The organism is Micromonospora sp. DSM 43699, assembly GCF_055517075.1.
In genome coordinates this window covers 1-16,299 of sequence record NZ_JBTMMT010000021.1, presented here as the reverse complement: position 1 = coordinate 16,299, position 16,299 = coordinate 1, and the positions used below count along the sequence as shown (strand labels likewise).

12 protein-coding genes and 1 pseudogene are annotated in these 16,299 nt (G+C 74.2%); 5 read left to right on the top strand and 8 right to left on the bottom strand.

The window, feature by feature from the left end; translation table 11 throughout:
* Nucleotides 1–2 precede the first annotated feature (2 nt).
* Entirely contained in the window at nucleotides 3–1,088 is a 1,086-nt protein-coding gene (locus AC0AIB_RS13510; protein WP_465096769.1) for an LLM class flavin-dependent oxidoreductase, read from the bottom strand.
* 188 nt (nucleotides 1,089–1,276) lie between these two features.
* Between AC0AIB_RS13510 and AC0AIB_RS13505 the strand changes: the two genes are divergently transcribed.
* From AC0AIB_RS13505 to AC0AIB_RS13490, 4 genes are read left to right on the top strand one after another with little or no spacing between them, the layout of a single operon-like run.
* Nucleotides 1,277–2,344 (top strand): ABC transporter substrate-binding protein, encoded by a 1,068-nt coding sequence (locus tag AC0AIB_RS13505; RefSeq protein ID WP_328343176.1) that lies wholly within the window; start codon nucleotides 1,277–1,279, stop codon nucleotides 2,342–2,344.
* A complete protein-coding gene (locus AC0AIB_RS13500; protein WP_328343174.1) occupies nucleotides 2,341–3,120 on the top strand; it encodes an ABC transporter ATP-binding protein in 780 nt (259 codons plus the stop codon). Before AC0AIB_RS13505 ends, AC0AIB_RS13500 begins: the two co-directional genes overlap by 4 nt.
* A complete protein-coding gene (locus AC0AIB_RS13495; RefSeq protein ID WP_328343172.1) occupies nucleotides 3,110–3,994 on the top strand; it encodes an ABC transporter permease in 885 nt (294 codons plus the stop codon). Before AC0AIB_RS13500 ends, AC0AIB_RS13495 begins: the two co-directional genes overlap by 11 nt.
* Before the next feature lies 1 nt (nucleotide 3,995).
* Nucleotides 3,996–4,520, top strand: a complete 525-nt coding sequence (locus tag AC0AIB_RS13490; protein ID WP_328343170.1) for an RrF2 family transcriptional regulator — start codon at nucleotides 3,996–3,998, stop codon at nucleotides 4,518–4,520.
* Between the two features lie 48 nt (nucleotides 4,521–4,568).
* On the opposite strand, the gene AC0AIB_RS13485 is transcribed toward AC0AIB_RS13490, so the two are convergent.
* The 7 genes and pseudogenes from AC0AIB_RS13485 to AC0AIB_RS13455 all read right to left on the bottom strand — a co-directional run.
* Nucleotides 4,569–4,769: a hypothetical protein gene (locus tag AC0AIB_RS13485; protein WP_328343168.1), complete on the bottom strand. Its 201-nt coding sequence runs from the start codon at nucleotides 4,767–4,769 to the stop codon at nucleotides 4,569–4,571.
* 375 nt (nucleotides 4,770–5,144) lie between these two features.
* Nucleotides 5,145–6,467, bottom strand: coding sequence for a DEAD/DEAH box helicase (locus AC0AIB_RS13480; protein WP_465096768.1), 1,323 nt, complete (start codon nucleotides 6,465–6,467; stop codon nucleotides 5,145–5,147).
* Between the two features lie 221 nt (nucleotides 6,468–6,688).
* Nucleotides 6,689–6,892, bottom strand: coding sequence for a transcription antiterminator/RNA stability regulator CspE (gene cspE, locus AC0AIB_RS13475; RefSeq protein WP_007464836.1), 204 nt, complete (start codon nucleotides 6,890–6,892; stop codon nucleotides 6,689–6,691).
* A gap of 200 nt (nucleotides 6,893–7,092) precedes the next feature.
* The gene (locus AC0AIB_RS13470) at nucleotides 7,093–10,605 is read right to left on the bottom strand and encodes an ATP-dependent helicase (protein ID WP_465096767.1); all 3,513 of its coding nucleotides are present in this window, start codon (nucleotides 10,603–10,605) and stop codon (nucleotides 7,093–7,095) included.
* On the bottom strand, nucleotides 10,602–13,865 hold the full coding sequence (locus tag AC0AIB_RS13465) for an ATP-dependent helicase (protein ID WP_465096788.1): 3,264 nt from the start codon (nucleotides 13,863–13,865) through the stop codon (nucleotides 10,602–10,604). Before AC0AIB_RS13465 ends, AC0AIB_RS13470 begins: the two co-directional genes overlap by 4 nt.
* A gap of 520 nt (nucleotides 13,866–14,385) precedes the next feature.
* Entirely contained in the window at nucleotides 14,386–14,931 is a 546-nt protein-coding gene (locus tag AC0AIB_RS13460) for an LOG family protein (RefSeq protein ID WP_465096766.1), read from the bottom strand.
* Nucleotides 14,932–15,133: 202 nt separating this feature from the next.
* A pseudogene (locus tag AC0AIB_RS13455) lies at nucleotides 15,134–15,955 on the bottom strand (LOG family protein); the annotation flags it as partial.
* A 155-nt stretch (nucleotides 15,956–16,110) separates the two neighbouring features.
* Here AC0AIB_RS13455 and AC0AIB_RS13450 point away from each other — a divergent pair.
* Nucleotides 16,111–16,278 carry a hypothetical protein gene (locus AC0AIB_RS13450; RefSeq protein WP_328343160.1) on the top strand — a complete coding sequence of 56 codons (168 nt, stop codon included), beginning with the start codon at nucleotides 16,111–16,113 and terminating at the stop codon, nucleotides 16,276–16,278.
* Nucleotides 16,279–16,299: the final 21 nt, after the last annotated feature.

The window sequence follows — 16,299 nt, the reverse complement described above, 5'->3', positions numbered from 1 at the left end:
TCTCAGTGCGCCACCGCGACGGGCAACGCGGTGACCCGGGGCAGCACCTCGGCGCCGACCCGTTCCGCCTCCTCCCGGTGCGGCCAGCCGGAGAGGACGAACTCGTCGACGCCGCTGCTGGCGTACTCGTCGATCCGGGCGGCGACCTCGGCGTAGCTGCCGACCAGCGCGGTGCCCGCGCCCTCGCGGACCAGGCCGATGCCGGCCCAGAGGTTCGGCGCGACGGTGAGGCCGTCGGCGCGGCCGTCGTGCAGCGCGGTCATCCGGGCCTGGCCGACGGAGTCCATCCGGCCGAACCGGGCCTGGGCGGCGGCGATCCGGTCCGGGCTCATCCCGGCCAGCAGCCGGCCCGCCTCGGCCCACGCCTCGTCGGCGGTGGGTCGGGCGATGACGTGCAGCCGCAGGCCGGTGCGCAGGGTGCGGCCCTGCTCGGCGGCGCGGGCCCGGATCCGGCCCACCCGGGCGGCGATGGCCGCGGGTGGTTCACCCCACATCAGGTACGCGTCGGCCTGCCGGGCGGCGACCGCCTCGGCGGCCGGGGACGCGCCGCCGAGGTAGACCGACGGCGGGTCGGCCAGCGGAGCGGCCAGCCCGCCGCCGTCGACCCGGTAGTGCGCGCCGGTGAAGTCGAACGGCCGGCCGCGCCAGGACCGGCGGAGCACCTCGATGAATTCACCGGTACGGGCGTAGCGGGCGTCGTGGTCGAGGAAGTCGCCGTACGCCCGCTGCTCGGTGGGGTCGCCGCCGGTGACGACGTTCAGCGCGAGCCGCCCGCCGGAGACCGCCTGGAACGCCTCGGCCTGCTGGGCGACCAGGGTGGGCAGGGCGAAGCCGGCCCGGACGGCGACCATTAGGCCGATCCGCCCGGTGTGCTGGGCGACCGCCGCGCAGACGATCCACGGGTCGGGGCAACCGGAGCCGACCGGGGTGAGCAGGGCGCGGAACCCGCCCGCCTCGGCGGCGCGGGCCACCTCGGTCAGATATCCGACGGTGGCCGCCCGGTCGTGCCGGGCCGCACCGGCGGTGACGGTGGCCGCACCGACCTGGTCGCCGTCGCCGGAGGTGGGGAGGAACCAGTGGAAGGCCATGTCCGCCACCCTCTCGCCGCGTCCCGGCCGGCGTCCGTCGGCGGGGCGGCTAAACCTAGCAAGAAGGTAGGAGAACGGGGAATATCTGAGAACTCGTCGTCCCGAGATGTGGACGGCTCTTGACGCCGGAGCACCCCTGACCCACTCTTCCTACCAACTAAATAGGAATACTGCGGATTGGATAGACGATGAGACGGCTCCCCTTCCGTCGGTTGGTCTCCCTCGCCACCCTCGCCGTCATCGGCGCGGCCACGATGGGGACCACCGCGGCGTGCGGTGACGACGACAGCGCTGCCGGCGGCGGCGACTCCGGCCCGGTCGCCCTGCGGCTGGGCTACTTCCCCAACATCACGCACGCCCCGGCCGTGGTCGGTGTCGAGAAGGGCATCTTCGCCGAGAAGCTCGGCAGCGACGTCAAGCTGGAGACCAAGACGTTCAACGCCGGCCCGGCCGCGATCGAGGCGATCTTCTCCGGCGCGCTCGACGCCACGTACATCGGCCCGAACCCGACGGTCAACGCCTACTCCAAGTCCAAGGGCGAGGCCGTCCGGGTCATCTCCGGCGCCGCCTCCGGCGGGGTCGCCCTGGTGGTCAAGCCGGAGATCACCTCGGTCGAGCAGCTGCGCGGCAAGAAGATCGCCACCCCGCAGCTCGGCAACACCCAGGACGTCGCCATCCGCTACTGGCTCAAGGAGAAGGGCCTCAAGACCACCAAGGAGGGCGGCGGCGACGTCAAGATCGTCCCGCAGGAGAACGCCCAGACGGTGGAGACCTTCTCCAGCGGCGCGATCGACGGCGCATGGGTGCCCGAGCCGTTCGTCTCCCGGCTGGTCAACGCCGGTGGCAAGGTCCTCGTCGACGAGCGGGACCTCTGGCCGGACAAGAAGTTCGTCATCACCAACCTGATCGTCTCCACCAAGTTCCTCAAGGCCCACCCCGACGCGGTGAAGAAGCTGGTCGAAGGGCAGGTCGCGGCGAACGACTTCGTCAACACCAAGCCGGACGAGGCCCAGCAGGCCATCTCCGACCACATCGGCAAGATCACCGGCAAGCCGTTGGACCTCAAGCTGATCAAGCAGGCGTGGCCCACCCTGCTGTTCACCAACGACCCGATCGCCTCCTCGCTCAAGACGGGCCTCGACCACGCCGTCGCGGTGGAGCTGACCCAGCCGGTCGACCTGAACGGCCTGTACGACCTGAAGTACCTCAACGAGGTGCTCAAGACGCAGGGCCAGACCGAGGTCACCCAGCCGTGACGTCGACCACGACGACGCCGCAGAGCGCGACCGCCGCGGTCGCGCTCTCCGGTGTGACCAAGGTGTACGGGCGCGGGACGAACGCCGTCCTCGCCCTGGACGGGGTGAGCCTGGACGTCCGGCCCGGCGAGTTCGTCTGCCTCGTCGGTGCGTCCGGCTGCGGCAAGAGCACACTGCTCAACCTCGTCGCCGGGCTGGACCGCGCGCAGGGCGGCACCATCACGGTGGCCGACGACGCCCACCCCGGCCTGATGTTCCAGGAGCCGGCGCTCTTCCCGTGGCTGACCGTCGAGGCCAACGTGGAGGTGCCGCTGAAGCTACGCGGGCTGCCCCGGACGGCCCGCCGGGAACGGGTGGCGGAGCTGCTGCGCACCGTCCACCTGTCCGACTTCGGCCGCAAACGCCCGCACGAGCTGTCCGGCGGCATGCGGCAGCGGGTCGCCCTGGCCCGCACCCTCGCCCTGGACACCCCGGTGCTGCTGATGGACGAGCCGTTCGGCGCGCTCGACGCGATGACCCGGGACATCCTGCACGACGAGCTGGAACGGATCTGGACGGAACGGCAGCTCACCGTGCTGTTCGTGACGCACAACGTCCGCGAGGCGGCCCGGCTCGCCGACCGGATCATCCTGCTCAGCAGCCGCCCCGGCCGGATCATCTGGTCCACCGAGGTGGACGTGCCCCGCCCCCGGCGCATCGACTCCCCCGAGGTGGCCGCGATCGCCTCCGAGGTCACCGACCGACTGCGCACGGAGGTGGGCCGCCATGGCAAGTGACACCCTGACCGATGCGGCCCGCGCCGACGCGGAGATCTCCGGGCTGGACGCGCTGGAGATCGCCGGCCGGGAGAAGGAGGTCTCCCGGGGGGCCCGGCTCTGGGCGTCCACCTGGCCCAAGCTCGCCGCGCTCGCCATCGCCATCGGGCTGTGGCAGGTGGTGGTCTGGAGTGGCTGGAAGCCGCCGTACTCGCTGCCCGGCCCGGTCACCGTCGCCGAGGAGCTGGTCCGGCAGGCCAGCGGCCGGCAACTCTGGGACGGGCTCGCCACCACGCTGCAACGGGCCGCGCTCGGCTACCTCTTCTCCGTCGCGGTCGGCCTGCTGGTCGGTCTGGCGGTGGCCCGGTCCAAGGTGCTCCGGGCGGCGATCGGCTCGATGATCACCGCGTTGCAGACGATGCCGTCGATCGCCTGGTTCCCGCTGGCCATCCTGCTGTTCGAGCTGAGCGAGAAGGCGATCTTCTTCGTGGTGGTGCTCGGCGCCGCGCCGTCCATCGCCAACGGGGTGATCAGTGGCGTCGACTACGTACCGCCGCTGCTGGTCCGGGCCGGTCGCAATCTCGGCGCACGTGGACTGAACCTCTACCGGTACGTCATCGCGCCGGCCGCGCTGCCCGCCATCGTCGCCGGGCTCAAGCAGGGCTGGGCCTTCTCCTGGCGCAGCCTGATGGCCGGGGAGCTGCTGGTGGTCGGCATCTCGCAGACGTCGCTTGGCGCCCAGCTCACCTACTCACGGGAGCTGTCCGACGCACCATGGCTGCTCGCCACGATGATCGTCATCCTGGTCGTCGGATTGGTGGTCGACGCGGCCTTCGGGGCGGCCGACCGGGCGATCCGCCGCCGCTGGGGCGTGCTGGACCAGGCTGGTCAGTGACGTGTACATCTCCGCACGCAGCGACTACGCGCTCCGGGCCATGCTCGCCGTCGCCGCCTCCGGCGACGGCGGGCACGGCCCACCCGACAGCAGGACCGGCGAGGTCGACCGCCCCGACACCGGCACCCGACCCCATGGCGGGGGCGGCCGATCCGAGGGTGGGGGCGGTGGGGAGCTGGTCAAGGCGGCGAGTCTGGCGCAGGCGCAGGGCATCCCGCTGAGTTTCCTCCAGGGCATCCTGCTCGACCTGCGCCGGGCCGGCCTGCTGCACAGCCACCGGGGCGCCGAGGGTGGCTACGCGCTGACCCGCCCCGCCTCGCAGATCAGCGTCGGGGACGTGCTGCGTGCCGTCGGTGGATCACTGACCACCGTACGCGGGCTGCCCGCCGGTGATGCCGGCTATCACGGGGTGGCCACCGGCCTACGCGACGTGTGGCTGGCGGTGGACGGCGCGATAGCCGTGGTGGTCGACCACACCACGCTGACCGACCTGCTGGTCCACCGGGAGCAGATGCCGGCCCACTGACCTGCGGGCACCCGGACTTCCGTCCCGTCGACCCCGGTCGGGGTCGGCTCAGCCGGCGGTCAGTTCGACCGTCGACGGGCGTCCCTCGTCGGGGCTGTGCAACTCGACCAGCCCGGCCGGGGCGGCCCGTCCCGGCCTCGGGTGCCAGGGCGCGAATGCCGCGATCATGGCGAGCAGGAGCCCGGCACCCGCCACGGCGAACACCACAAGCAGCTCGCGCCCCGCCCCCGAATCGGCGTCGCCCGCCATGGTCAACCCTCCCCCGTGACCGACCGTGCCGGCCGCTTCTTCCCCGGCAGCAAGCTTCGACCAGCCGGGCCCGGTGGAACAGTCACCGATCGGACGCAATAGAGCCGGCAAGTCGACGCATCGGCCACCGCGATCACCGAGGGTCCGCATCCGATCCCGCACCGTCCATGGGGTGGGACGGCAGCCCGATCGTCACCCGCCAAAACAAGATCGACTCAGCTGGGCCGACGTGGCGGCATCTTCGGCACGACGACACACCGACATCGCCCCACTGAGTCGATCTCGTCCGAGCAGTCACGGCGAGCACGCTGGCCGCGCGCGGCCTCCCGGCCCCAGGCGGAACAGCTCACCCGTCAGGCGGGACGGTTTCGCCGGTCAGGCGGTACGGGGGCGACGCGGCCGACGGGAACGGCCCGACGCCCGGTGCGACCGACCACCTTCACCACCGGCACCGTTGCCGCCACCGGGGGCGATACGCGGCCGGGCAGCCGGGGCGGGGGCCGGGGCCACGATGGTCACCGGCACGCCGGACGGCTCACGCGCTCCGGTCACCCGGGCCAGCCCGCCGTCGCCGAGGCGTACCTGGGTCGACTGCGGTTTGATGCCGGCCACGCTCATCAGCCGGGAAACGTCCCGGCGCTGCTCCGGCAGGACCAGGGTGACCACCTGGCCGGCCTCGCCGGCCCGGGCGGTCCGACCGCCACGGTGCAGGTAGTCCTTCGCCTCGGTCGGCGGGTCCACGTTGACCACCATGTCCAGCCCGTCGACGTGGATGCCCCGGGCCGCCACGTCGGTGGCGACCAGTGCGGTGACCTGGCCGGTGCGGAACTGCTCCAGGATCCGGGTGCGCTGCGGCTGGGACTTCCCACCGTGCAGCGCCGCCGCGCGTACGCCCTTGGCGAGCAGTTGACGGGCCATCCGGTCGGCGCGGTGCTTGGTCGCCATGAACAGGATGGTGCGGCCCTCGCGGGCGGCGATCTGGGTGAGCGCGGCGGGCTTGTCGGCCGCGTCGACGTGCAGGACGTGGTGGGTCATCGCGGTCACCGTGGCGGTGCCCGGGTCCACCGAGTGCGACACCGGGTTGCTGAGGAAGCGGCGGACCAGCCGGTCCACCCCGCCGTCCAGGGTGGCCGAGAAGAGCATCCGCTGGCCGTTCGGGGCGACCTGCTCCAGCAGCTTGGTCACCTGGGGCAGGAAGCCCATGTCGGCCATCTGGTCGGCCTCGTCGAGCACGGTGATGGCGACCTGGTCCAGCCGGGCGTCACCCCGGTTGATCAGGTCGTGCAGCCGACCGGGGGTGGCCACAAGCACCTCGGCACCGGCGCGCAGCGCGTCCGCCTGCCGCTGGAGGGACAGCCCACCGACCACGGTGGCGCAGCGCAGCCCGAGCGCCCGGGCGTACGGGGTGAGTGCCGTGGTGACCTGGGCGGCCAGCTCACGGGTGGGGACCAGCACCAGGGCGAGCGGGCGACCGGGGCGGGCCCGGTGACCGGCGGTGCGGTGCAGCAGCGGGAGCCCGAAGGCCAGGGTCTTGCCCGAGCCGGTACGCCCCCGGCCCAGCACGTCCCGACCGGCCAACGAGTCCGGCAGGGTGGCCGTCTGGATGGGGAACGGCTCGGTGATGCCCTGCGCGGTCAGCTCGGCGAGCAGCGCCGGCGCGAGGCCGGTCGCGGCGAAGGTGGGAATGGTCATGGTCATGCGGAAAGCCTTCCTCGACGCGGCACGTGTCGAGGGAGGGCGCCGGAAGTCGGCGCGGTCTCCGACGGACCAGGTCCGTCGGGACTCACAAGCACGAACCGATTGGGTACGGGCCGGTCCGCCGCAGCACGCCGCGTCCCGCCGGAGCGGGGGGCGGCGCGGCGGACCGGTCCGTCACCGGGTCCGGAGGACCTGGTGGGTGTTACCGGACGATCCGAAGATCAGAGCGGACGGATGTTCTCCGCCTGCGGGCCCTTCTGGCCCTGGGTCACCTCGAACTCGACCCGCTGGTTCTCGTCCAGGCTCCGGTAGCCGGAGGACTGGATCGCCGAGAAGTGGGCGAAGACGTCAGCGCCGCCGCCGTCCGGGGTGATGAAGCCGAAGCCCTTGTCAGCGTTGAACCACTTGACGGTGCCAATTGCCATCTGTTTCGTCTCCTTGACGGAACGTCGAGCCCGCACTTGTTGCGGACCCGAAGAGGAGCGCTCCGCGCGGGATGCGCGAATCGCCTGTTGTTTTTGGTCGCCCCGCCCGGAGAGCTCCGGACACAACAAAGAGCGCCTGGGGCCACAATCCGCCAGGCGCACACAGAGTCTCTGGAAACCAAAACTGCAACAAGAACAACCTACCACGGATCTTCCGGCGCGCCACCCCCCAGCGGATTTTCCGGCAACCCGGCGATGATCGCGGTCAGCCCGTCGGCGTCCAGCAGGTCGGCCGGCCGCACCGTCACCCCGTCCCGGACGTAGTGGAAGGCGGCCCCCACCCGGTCCACCGGCACCCCGGCCAGCTCCGCCCAGGCCAGCCGGTAGACGGCCAACTGCACCGCGGCCACCGCGGCCTCCCCGCCGGTCGGCTGTCGACCCGTCTTCCAGTCGACCACGTCGTACCGGCCGCCGGGGCGGGAGAAGACGGCGTCCATCCGGCCCCGGACCACCACGCCGGCAAGCACCGTGGCGAACGGCACCTCCACCTCCACCGGCACCCGGTCTGCCCACTCGCTGGCCAGGAAGCGCTCCTGGAGTTCGGCAAGCGCCCCGTCGGGCGCGGCGTCCGCGTCGGCCGCCCCCGGCAACTCGTCCACGTCGAGCAGCCGGTCGGCTCCGAACCGGGCCTCCAGCCAGGCGTGGAAGGCGGTGCCCCGCCGGGCGTACGGGCTGGGTGGGGCGGGCATCGGCCGGCGCAGCGTACGGGCCAGCTGCGCCGGGTCCCGACGCAACGCCACCAGCTGGGTGACCGACAGGTGTCCGGGCAGCACCACCTCGACCCCGTCGGCCTGCCGCAACAGCTCCGCCCGCTCGGCCAGGAGCAGATCCGCCTCCCGCCGCCACCGCACCACCTCCGGATCCGCCACCACCGGCTCGGCCCCGCGCCCAGCCACGTCGGGTCCGGGTTCGCGCCCGACCACGTCGGGTCCGGTCGTGGTCTCCCGGCGGGATGTCTCGGGGTCGGCCCGGGACTCCAGGCGGGCCGAGTCGGGGTCGGGCCGGGAGTCCCGGTGGGCCGCCTCGGGGTCGGCGAGGTAGCGGCGGACCAACGCCGCCGCCTCGGTCAGCGCCGGCCGTCGTGGGCCGAGCGGGTCGGCCGGCCAGTCGGCCCGCAACACCAGTTCGGTGGTCGGATTGACCGCGGCACCGGCCGGTTCGGGCGCCCACTGGTCGACCAGCAGGCCGCCCCCGCCGGCCAGGCACGCGTCGTACACCTCGCGGAGCAGCACCGACGGCCCCCGGAACCGCTTGGTCCCCTCGCCCCACCAGTACCCGGAGCAGAGCAGCAGCCGCCGGGGCCGGGTCACCGCCACGTAGGCCAGCCGGCGTTCCTCACGCTCGTCGTGGGCCCGCCAGGCGTCGGTGAAGTCGGCCATCGCCCGGGCCACCCCACGCTGGTCGGCCAGCTCGGCGAGGTCGAGCACGGGCAGCCCGTCGGCGTCGCCGCGCAGCGGGAAGGGCAGCACCCCGAGCCCGCCCAGCCAGTGATCGGAGTTGCGGACCTGGCCGGGCCAGCCGCCCCGGGTCAGCCCGGCGACCGCGACGACGTCCCACTCCAGGCCCTTGGCGGCGTGTGCGGTGAGCACCTGCACCGCGCCCTCCACCACCTCCACCTCACCCGGGGAGAGCCCACGCTCCTCGTCCTCGGCGGCGGCCAGGTAGGCCAGGAAACCGGCAAGCGTCGCCGCCGGGGTCTCGCCGCTGAACCGGGCGGCCACGTCACCGAGGGCGTCCAGGTGCCCCCGGGCCAACCCGGCGTCGCCGGTGCCGTCCCGGCCGGCCCGGACCGCCACCTCGACGTCCAGGCCGATGGTGCGTTCGACGTCCGCGATCAGCTCCGGCAGCGTCTGGTCCAGCCGGTAACGCAGCAGCGCCAGCTCCATCCCGTACGACCGCAGCCGCAGGTAACCCTCCGCCGAGTACGCCTGCGCCGGCCCCAGGTCGGCCAGCGCCTCCACCAGGGTCGCCTCGTCCAGCACGTCCACGGTGATCTCCGGCCCCTCGTCGCCGGTCAGCTCCCGGCGGGCCCGCGCGATGGCCCGTGCCCGCCGGTGCAGGGCCACCAGGTCACGCGGCCCGATCCGCCAGCGCGCCCCGGTGAGCAGGCGCAGCAGCGCCGCGCCGTCGGTGGGGTCGGCGAGCACCCGCAGGGTGCAGACCACGTCCCGCACCTCCGGGGTGTCCAGCAGCCCGCCCAGGCCGACCACCTCGACCGGCAGGCCCCGGGCCCGCAGGGCCGCCTCGATCGCCGGGATCTGGCTGCGCACCCGGACCAGCACGGCGGTGGAGGGGCGCTGCGGCACCGGGATGTGCTCGGGTAGCGCGCCGGGCACCCGGGCAGCCCCCCGCCAGGCGGCGAGCACACTGTCGGCGATCCAGTCCGCCTCGTCGACGTACGTGGGCAGCAGCGCGCAGTGCACGGTGCCGGCGGCCCGGCCCCCCGGGCTGCGGTGCGGGATCGGTTCCCGGACGCTCAGCGCGGCATGCAGCTCCGGCACCCGGGCACCGGCGGCCCGCAGCGGGACCGACAACGCATTGGCCACGCCGAGGATCTCCGGCCGGTTGCGCCAGCTGGTGGTGAGGCTCATCGCCTCGGCGGGGGTGCCGTCGGCGCGGGCGAAGTCGGTGGGGAACCGGTCGAGCGTGCCGGCGCTGGCCCCGCGCCAACCGTAGATCGACTGGCAGGGGTCGCCGACCGCGGTGACCGGGTGGCCGCCGCCGAAGAGGTGGTTGAGCAGCACCACCTGGGCGTGGCTGGTGTCCTGGTACTCGTCGAGCAGCACCACCCGGTAGCGGTCCCGCTCGACCGCGCCGACCGCCGGGTGATCCCGGGCGACCCGGGCGGCACGGGCGAGCTGGTCGGCGAAGTCCATCGCTTCGAAGTCGTCCTTGCGCCTGGCGTACGCCCGCACCAGCGGCAGCAGCTTCAACCGGGTCCGCTGGAGCTGGAGCGCCTTGCGGACGTCGGCGTAGACGCGCCCGGGGTGGGCCTGCACGTCGGCGAAGAACCGGCCCGTCCAGGCGGCCAGCGCGTCCGGGTCGACCAGGTGCTCGTCCAGCTCGCCGGCGAGGGCCAGCACGGCGTCGGTGATGGTGCTGGGCATCCGGTCGACCTCGGACATGTCGCCGTCGTAGTTGCGCACCAGCAGGTCGACGAGCTGCCACCGGGACGCCTCGGTGAGCAGCCGGGTGGTCGGTTCGTAGCCGGCCCGCAGCCCGTGCTCGGCCACGATCCGTCCCGCGTACGAGTGGTAGGTGGAGACGGTGGGCTCACCGGCGAGGGGATCGTCCAGCGGGTTGCGGGACCGCCGGCCGAGCCGCCGGACCAACTGGTCGAGCCGGGTGCGTACCCGGTGCGCCAGCTCGCCGGCCGCCTTGCGGGTGAAGGTCAGCCCGAGGATCTGTTCCGGCCGGACGTACGAGTTGGCGACCAGCCAGACCACCCGGGCGGCCATCGTCTCGGTCTTGCCCGAGCCGGCACCCGCCACCACCAGCAGCGGCGCGACCGGCGCCGCGATGATCGCGGCCTGTTCGGTCGTCGGGGCGGGCAGCCGGAGCAGCCGGGCCAGCTCCACAGGCGTGTAGCGGGGGCCGGCGTCGGCGGCGCGCGGGGCGGGGGTGGCGGCGCTGAACAGGGTCGGCTGGGTCACCGCTCCCCCTCGTCCACGGCGGTCGGTGGCTCGACGACCTGACGGCCCTGCCCGGAGACGGGGCAACTGGTCCGCACCGGGCAGACCCGGCACTTCGAGTTGGCGACGGCGGCGAAGGTGGCGGCGGCCATCGTGTCGGCGGTGCGCCGGACCAGGGCGGTGGCCCAGCCGGCCTCGGGGCCTTGCCCGGCGGCGGCCTGGGTCTGCTCCCGGGCGTCCTTCGCGCCGGTGCCGAGCTGCACCAGCGCCGCTCCCCCGGCCTCGTCGCCGAACTCGGCGAACCCACCCGCCTCCACCGCCGCCTGGTACGCCCCGAGCTGCGGATGCTCGGCCACCTCCCGCTCGGTGACCGCCGTCGACTTGCCGGTCTTGAGGTCGATCACCACGAGCCGGCCGTCGGCGTCGACCTCCAGCCGGTCGACCCGGCCGGTCAGCTCGACCGGCCGCGCCGGGTCGTCGAGGCGGACCGCGAACTCGTGCTCGATGGCGAGCAGCCGACGCGGGTTGCCGGCCAGCCAGCGCAGCAGCTTGTCCACCATGGCCTCGGCGCGTTCCCGTTCCGGGCCGACCATCCAGCGGGCGGCCAGCTCGATCGCGTCGAACCGGGCGGCCACGTACTCCAGCAGGGCGGTCCGGTCGGCGCTGGCGTCCTCGGCCAGCATCGCGGCGGCGTGCACCAGGTTGCCGACCCCCTGGGCGGCGCTGGCCGGGCCGCTGCCGCCGTGCCGTTCGAGCAGCCAGCGCAGGCTGCACCGCAGCGCGCTCTCCATGCCCGACGGGGTGACCCGGACGGGCTCGCCCTCGTCCACCAGGGGCCGGTCGTCGGAGAGAGTGCGCAGGCCCCACCAGTCGTCCGGGTGCGCGCCCGGGATGCCGGCGGCAGCCAGCCGGGCCAGCTCGGCCGCCGCCGCGCGCCGCCGGGCCACCGACGCCGCCGGATCGGCGATCGCGGTACGCAGCTCCGCCACCAGCGCCGAGAGGGTGAGCGCCCGGGGTGGCCGCCCGACCGGCAACTCGCCGGGCAGGTCGTCGCCCGCCTCGCCCACCTCGCCGGCCTCGCTCTTCTCGCCCACGTCACCCCGGGCCGCCGACGGGTCCGGGCGGGAAGGTGCCGGGTCGGCCACACCCAGCTCGTGCAGGAAGCGGCTGGGCTGCTCCTCGTGGTCGTCGCCGCCGACGGCCGCCGAGGCGACGGCGGTGACCAGCAGCCGACGCCTGGCCCGGGTCACCGCGACGTGGAAGAGCCGGCGTTCCTCGTCGAGCAGGGCGGAGGTCTGCCCGACCAGACCGGCCCGGACGCCGGCGCCGTCCGCCCGGCCGACCAGCACGTCGACCAGCCGCTCCGAGCCGAGCAGGCTGCCGCGCAGCCGCAGGTCGGGCCAGACGCCCTCCTGCACACCGGCCACCGCGACCAGGTCCCACTCCAGCCCCTTGGCGGCGTGCGCGGTGAGCAGGCGGACCGCGGCTCCCCGGTCGGCGCTGGCCGCCAGGGTGTCGGCCGGCAGATCCTGGCCGAGGACGTGGTCGAGGAAGACCTCGGTCCGGGCACCGGGCAGCCGGTCGACGAACCGGGCCGCCGCGTCGAAGAGCACCAGCACCGCGTCGAGGTCCCGGTCGGCGGCCTCGGCCCGCCAACGCTGGGCGGTCTCGTGTTCCCCGGTGGCCGCCCGCCCCCGCATGATCACCCCGGCCCAGCGTTCGGCGAGCCCGCTGGCGCTCCACACCGCCCAGAGCACGTCCTCGGCGGTCGCGCCGGGCACCGCCGCAGCCGTCCGGGCGGTGGCCAGCAACTCCGCCACGGCACGGGCCGGTTCGACCCAGCGCCGCTCGATGCCGGCCAGCTCCGCCGGGTCGGCCAGCGCCTCGACGATCAGCTCGCCGGAGGGCCGCCGGTCGCCCCGGGCCAGCGCGAGCGCCCGCAGCCCCTGCCGCAACCGCCGCTCGGCGAGCGGATCGGCCCCGCCCAGCGGCGAGTGCAGCAGGGCGATCGCGGACTCCTCGTCGAGCCGGGCCGGGTCGAGGGCGCAGCGCAGCACGAGCAGCAGTGGGGCCACCGCCGGTTGCAGGTGCAGTGGCAGGTCCTCGCCGTGCACCACGGTCGGCACCCCGGCGGCGTGCAACGCCCGTCGCAACGAGGGCAGGTGCAGGTGGGTCGAGCGGACCAGCACCGCCATCGCCGACCAGGGCACCCCGTCGAGCAGGTGGGCGGCGCGCAGCGCGTGGGCCAGCCAGGCGGCCTCGCTGGTGGCCGAGCGGAAGGTGCGCACCTCGACGCTGCCCGGCGGCGCGTCGGGCAGCGGTCGCAGCTGCCGGTGCCCGGCCGGGCCGCGCAGCCGCCGGGCCAGCCGGCCGGTGGCACCGAGCAGCACCGGCCCGGCCCGGTAGGAGGTGGTGAACGTGACCTGCGCCGCCGGTGCCCCGGAGGCCGTCCGGAACCGGTGGGGGAACGCGGCGACCACGGCCGGGTCGGCACCCCGGAAGGCGTACGTGGAGGAGTCCGGGTCGGCGAATGCCACCAGGGACCTGCCGCCGCCGGCCAGAACTGCCAACAGGTCCTGCTGGGCCGGGTCGGTGTCGGCCAACTCGTCGACGTAGACGTGGGCCAGCCGGCGACGCTCGGCCTCCAACAGCTCCGGATCGTCGAGGAGCAGGCCGGTGGCGGCGCGGACCAGCTCGGCCGGGTCGTACGCCACGGAGCCCCGGTTGCCGACGTCGCGCAGCGCGAGGACGGCGACGTACTCCCTGAGGAACCGGGCGGCGGCCGGCCAGTCGGTGCGGCCCAGCTTCTCCCCCAGCCGGGCCAGCTCGGCCGGGCCGACCCCCCGCTCGGCAGCCCGCATCAGCAGGTCACGCAGCTGGGCGGCGAACGCCCGGGTACGCAGGGCGGGGAGCAGGTCGTCCGGCCAACCGACCGGGTCGTCGCCGGGTTCGGTGCCGACGACGTCCAGCAGCTCGCGGATGATCAGATCCTGCTCGGGGCCGGTGAGCAGCCGGGGGGACGGCTCGCCCCGCTCGCCGGCGGCCCGGCGCAGCAGCCCGAAGGCGAAGGCGGGGAAGGTGCGTACCAACGGTTCCCGCAGCACCCGGTGACCGTCGGCGGCGATCCGGGCCTCGATCCGTTGCCGCAGCTCGGTGGCCTGCCGACGGCCGAAGGTGAGCACCAGCAGGCGCTCCGGGTCGACCCCCTCGGCGACCCGGGCGGCGACCGACTCGACCAGGGTGCGGGTCTTGCCGGTGCCCGGCCCGCCGAGCACCAGCATCGGCCCGGCGGTGTGCGCCACCACCTCTGCCTGGAGCGGATCGCGCCGACCACCCGGCTGCGCTGCGACCTCCTCGTGGAGCGGATCGCGTCGACCACCCGACTGCGCTGCGACCTCCGGCCGGTGCGGCCCGGACCCTGGGCGGGGCGGGTCCGCCCCCGGTCGGTGTGGGCCGTCGGGGTGTGCGGCATCGCCCGCCGACCCTCCGGGCCGCGGCTCCCCCTCGACGCCCGACCCGCTCCGACCCGGCTCCTCGATCACCCCGCCGCGCCGAGCGTCCCCCCGGACGCCCGCGGCGGACCGCCCGTCATCCGGGCCGGGTCCGACAGGCCGGCGCACCAGCCGGTACCCCTGCACCCCCACATCCCACCACGCCGGTACGACACCACCCACCTCACCACCCTGCCCAGGCCCGTCGCTCGCTCCCGGGTACCAGGCGTGAGCACTCGCCCAAGGGGCCGGACCGGGGCCGGGCGTGCGGGTCAGGGCCGGGCGTGCGGGTCAGGGCCGGGCGTGCGGGTCAGGGCAGCCGCGACTCCAGGGCGTCCAGTGCGGTGGAGACGGTCGGGGTGACCGTGAGCAGTTCCAGGCCGGCCGGCTTGAGGAAGGTCTGGTCGGTGATGGTGGCGAGCCAGTCGAGCAGCGGGCGGTAGAAGCCGTCGGTGTCGACCAGCACCATCGGCTTGGCGTGCATGGCCAGGGTGGCGGTGGTCCAGACCTCGAACAGCTCGTCCAGGGTGCCCAGACCGCCGGGCAGGGTGAGGAAGGCGTCCGACTTCTCGATCATGATGGTCTTCCGGCTGGCCATGGTGTCGGTGACCAGCAGTTCGTCCGAGGCGAGATCGGAGACCTCCAGGTCCATCAGCGCCTGCGGGATCACCCCGACCGTGCGCCCGCCGGCCGCCCGCGCCCCGTCGGCGAGGGCACCCATCATCCCGACGCAACCGCCGCCGCTGACCAGCGTGTGCCCGCGCCGGGCCAGCTCCGCCCCGGTCTCGGCCGCCAGGTCCAGCCAGCGCTGATCGAGCGTACGGGAGGACGCGCAGAAGACACAGATCGCCGCCACCGTCTCAGCCCTCCCGACCATCGACGCCGCGTCCGGTACCGGACGCGGTGCCGCCGGATCCTGCGCCGCTCCCCGTACCGCTGCCTCCCGTACCGCCGGAGCCTGTGCCGCCGGACGCGGTGCCGCCGGACGCGGTGCCGCCGGACGCGGTGCCGCCGGACGCGGTGCCGCCGGACGGCGCGGCGGTGTCGGCGGCGCGGCGGGCGGCCTGCTGGTCGGCTGCGGTCCGGGCGACCGCCTCCTCGCGGACCGCCTCCTGGTCGGCGGCGAGCGCCGCCTCGGCCGCGACGATGTGCCGCACCGCCGCGTCGACGTCGTCGGTGAGGCAGATCAGCTCCAGGTCCACCGGGCCGATCTTGCCCTCGGCGGCCATGCTGTCGCGCAACCAGTCGAGCAGTCCACGCCAGTACGCCGTGCCCATCAGCACCACCGGGAAGCGGGTCACCTTGCCGGTCTGCACCAGGGTGAGCGCCTCGAACAGCTCGTCCATGGTGCCGAAGCCGCCCGGCAGTACGACGAACGCCTGGGCGTACTTGACGAACATGGTCTTGCGGGCGAAGAAGTAGCGGAAGTCGATGGCCAGGTCGACCCAGTCGTTGAGCCCCTGCTCGAAGGGGAGTTCGATGCCCAGCCCGACGGAGAGTCCACCGGCGTCGCTGGCACCCCGGTTGGCCGCCTCCATCACCCCGGGACCACCACCGGTGATCACCGCGTAACCGGCCCGGGCGAGGGCCGCACCCAACTCCTCGGCCAGCCGGCACTCCGGGCTGTCGGGTTTGCTACGGGCGGAGCCGAAGACGCTCACCGCGGGCGGCAGGTCGGCCAGCGTGTCGAAGCCCTCGACGAACTCGGAGAGGATCCGAAGTGCCCGCCAGGCGTCCTTGGTCTTCCAGTCGCTGCGCCCCCGGGAGTCCAACAATCGCTGGTCAGCGGTGCTGGTGGGGATCGCACCGCGGCGCAGCGTGACCGCCCCCCGGTGCCGCTCCGGATCGCGGCCCGGCTGCCGCCCGTTGCTCTGACTCATGCCAGTCACCGTAGTGGAGGCGCACGTCAGGGCGGTGACGGCCGGCGAGCCGAAGAAAAAGTTCGCGATCATGGGCAACTAATTCTGTCGCCCGTACGTCTTACTATTCACATACCGGGTATGGCTCGGCGCGCGCCTTCGGGGGAGGAGCAAGCGTGATCAGCAACAACGAGCGGATGCGGATCCGCCGGCAGATGCAGCGACGAATCAACGAGGTGGTGGCCGAGCGCCGCCGCGCCCGACAACTCGAGGTGCCGGCAGAGCCCGCCGCCCCACCCGTCGAGCCGGTCGCCCCCGACACCCCCCACCTCACCCCCGCCTGACACCACCACCCACCACCACCC